At 68.5% G+C, this 3,115-nt stretch carries 3 protein-coding genes; 1 reads left to right on the top strand and 2 read right to left on the bottom strand.

Translation table 11 applies throughout. The features are described 5' to 3' along the window. The first annotated feature begins 14 nt into the window (after window positions 1-14). On the top strand, window positions 15-1,727 hold the full coding sequence (locus tag HR086_RS45930) for an FHA domain-containing protein (RefSeq protein WP_174468815.1): 1,713 nt from the start codon (window positions 15-17) through the stop codon (window positions 1,725-1,727). Here the strand turns inward: HR086_RS45930 and HR086_RS45925 are convergent. Further along, a complete protein-coding gene (locus HR086_RS45925) occupies window positions 1,702-2,361 on the bottom strand; it encodes a hypothetical protein (protein WP_174468814.1) in 660 nt (219 codons plus the stop codon). The two genes, HR086_RS45930 and HR086_RS45925, sit on opposite strands and share 26 nt — an antisense overlap. 78 nt (window positions 2,362-2,439) lie before the next feature. Continuing rightward, a complete protein-coding gene (locus HR086_RS45920) occupies window positions 2,440-2,934 on the bottom strand; it encodes a CarD family transcriptional regulator (RefSeq protein WP_002639129.1) in 495 nt (164 codons plus the stop codon). Between the last annotated feature and the right edge of the window lie 181 nt (window positions 2,935-3,115).

Below are 3,115 nucleotides of genomic sequence, written 5' to 3'. Positions count from 1 at the left end.
TATAACAGACAGAGGTGGAGCTGCCCTTCGACGACGATGAGGTGGCCCCCCTCCAGGCCGACGACCCTCGCCCCCAGCGGGTGCCCCAGTTTCCGGCGGGCTCTCGCAAGGGACGCTCGAAGAGCGGCGGCAAGGGCCGGGAAAAGAACGACCGGGAGTTGTCCGGCCGGTTCGACTGGGGACGCGAGTACTCGAACCCCGGACATCCACCGGCCTTCCTCTACGTCGAGCGAGGCCCCGGAGCGGGTCAGCTCGTGCCCGTGCAGCAGGGGCCCCTGGTGTTGGGGCGGTCGTCCTCGTCGGACCTGAGGCTCCAGCATCCGTCCATCAGCCGGCGTCACGCGCAAATCACCCGCCAGGGCGACCAGGTCTTCATCAAGGACCTGGGCAGCCAGAACGGCACCTTCATCAACCGCAACCGCGTCACCGATGAAGTCGAGGTGATGCAGGGTGACGAAATCACCCTGGGCAACGCGATGCTGCGGCTGCGCGGTCCGGGTGGCACGCCCGCCGCGGGCATCCCCGCCCTCACCGGCGCCACCCCCGAACCCCTTCCGCGCAAGCGAGGTCTCGGCCCCTGGGGCGTGGGGCTCGTCGCCGCGGGCCTGGGCTCCACCGTGGCGGCCCTCATCACCGTGCTCGCGGTGGGACTGAGCTCGAATCGGACGGCACCCACCAACGAGGCGACGCGCTCGGGTGGCTCCGCTTCCACGCGAGGGCAGACTCCGCCGTCCGAGCTCGCCCAACCGGAGGATGATCGTCCCCTCCTCGTGGACACGGGGAACGTGCGTCCCACCGCCAGAGCCACGGACCGTGCGCCCACGGGCGACGACACGGACGGCGAAACACCGGCGAGGACGCGGAGAAGCGGCACCGAACGTGACGAGCCTCGCGCCGCCACTCGGAACGAGGAGCGAAAGGCGCAGGCGGCCGCGTCCGGGGATGACGATTCACGCGCCCCAGACAAGGTCCGACCGTCACAGGGCGGCTCGTCCACGTCGACGGCGGGCCTGAGCGCTCGGGACATCGCGTCGGGCGCTACACGGGCTTCGCGGACCGACACGTCCGCCGCGCCCGCAGAACCGCGCACGACGGCCCTGGCCACGGCCGCGACGCGTCCGTCGCGGACAGACACCGCTGCTTCGCCCTCGAGCCTCAGCGCGAGCGACCTGGCCACGGGAGCGGTCCGCGCACCCCCGCGTGGGACGCGTGACACGACGGAAGAAGTCCCCGCGTTCCAGGCCATGTCCTCCGATGACGAGGCCGTTTCCGCTGAGAAGGTCGTCACGAACACGAAGGCCCGTGACACCAAGCCCCCGGGCCCTCCGACGGAAGCGGAGGTCCTGCGGCTCTATGAAGCCGGAGAGGTGACGTCCGCCATGGAGATGGCGAAGTCCGGTCGGTTCACGGCGCTGCACGCGAAGCTCGTCCGCTTCGACGCCGCGGGCAGCGAGGCGCGCAAGGCCCTGACGAAGGGCGATACGACTCGCGCCATCACCCAGCTCACCGTCGCCGTCAACGTCGACCAGGAGCTGTCCAGGGGGTGGAGCCGCCTGGGGCCCCAGCTGCGCGCGCAGCTCTCGACGCTGTATGTCCGCTCTGGCGCGGACCACATGAAGGCCCAAGACTCCGACGCGGCCCGCTCGGCCTTCCAGCAGGCCCTGAAGTACGACGCGGGCAACCGCAGGGCCACCGAGGGACTCAGGCGGCTCGAGCAGGCCCCTTGAGCGCCTTGTAGAGCAGCACCGCGTTGAGCACGCCGAAGGCGAGCAGTGCCAGACAGGCCAGGACGAGCCCACGGTCCTCGCCCGGCCGCTCGCCCTCGATGAGCAACCACAGCTTGCCGTCGTGGGCCTGGAGCTCCCCCATGCCTCGCAACAGCGCGAGCGCATCGCGGTAGCGCGGCGCATCGTCCTCCGAGAGCAGACGCCCCCGGATGCCGAAGGGCCTCGGGTCCGGAGGAGGCGGCGGCCGCCCCGTCACCCAGTCCTCGCCGGGCAACGCGGGCCGGCGCACGACGAAGGGCGACTCGCGCAGGCCCACCAGCACGAACAGCGCGCTCCCATCCCGCTCGTAGGCGCCTCGCGCCGTGGGAAGTCCATGCACCTGGGCGTAGCGATTGGTGGCGAGCGCGTCGAAGCGGTAGTCCCCCTCCACGCCCAAGGTCAGGGGAACCCGGGACGAGAAGAAGTACGCCAGCTCCCGACGCTGCATCATCAGGAGCGCCAGGCTCACCACGATGCCCAGCACGGCCGCCAGCGGCCTGACACCCACGCGACGCCGCGCGAGGCTCGACTCGAGTTCGGCGATGCGCGCGTCTCGCTCGGCCTGTACCGAGGAGGAGGAAGGCGACTCGTTCATGACGTGAAAAGACGAAGCCCCGAGTTCCCTTCGCGGGAACCCGGGGCAAGGAGTCTCTCGGGCGGAAGCCCGTGTAGCTCAGGCGAGGTTGAAGATCTTCTTCAGGTCCGACTCGATCTCTTCCTCGGTGCAGTCCTTGGCCAGCGACAGCTCCTTGATGAGCAGCGAACGCGCCGTGTCGAGCATCTTCCGCTCGCCAAAGGACAGGTCCTTGTCGCCCTTCAGGAGGTAGAGGTCGCGCAGCACTTCGGCGATCTCGAAGACGGAGCCCGTCTTGATCTTCTCCATGTACTCCCGGTAGCGCCGGTTCCAGGTCGTGGAGTCGACCGAGATGTCCTTCTCCCTGAGGATGGAATAGACCTGCTTGACGTCCTCCTCGCTGATGATCTCCCGGAGGCCGACCGACCCGACCTTGTTGATCGGGATCATGATCCGCATCCCGTTCTCCAAGATGCGCAGCACGTAGAACGACTGGCGCTGCCCGGCCACTTCGGTGTGCTCGATACCCATCACCTCACCGACGCCCTGGCCCGGATAAACCGCCTTGTCACCAGTCTTGAAGCTGGTCTGCACTAACTGCCTCCTTGAAAGACTCGCTCCCGGCCTTCCATCACCAAGCCGGGCACTACTACCACAAACCACATCCACGGGCAACGATATCGCCTTGACCACCCAGGACGCGCCCGACTACGTTGTCGGTTTTCGTACGCGGTATCGCTCGGTGTACGAGCCGGCGTGACGGACGGTGTTGGGC

The organism is Myxococcus sp. CA039A (genome assembly GCF_013336645.1).
Taxonomy (GTDB): Bacteria; Myxococcota; Myxococcia; order Myxococcales; family Myxococcaceae; genus Myxococcus; species Myxococcus llanfairpwllgwyngyllgogerychwyrndrobwllllantysiliogogogochensis.
Note: the sequence above shows the minus strand (reverse complement) of the source record. Positions and strands in the feature narration are given on the sequence as shown.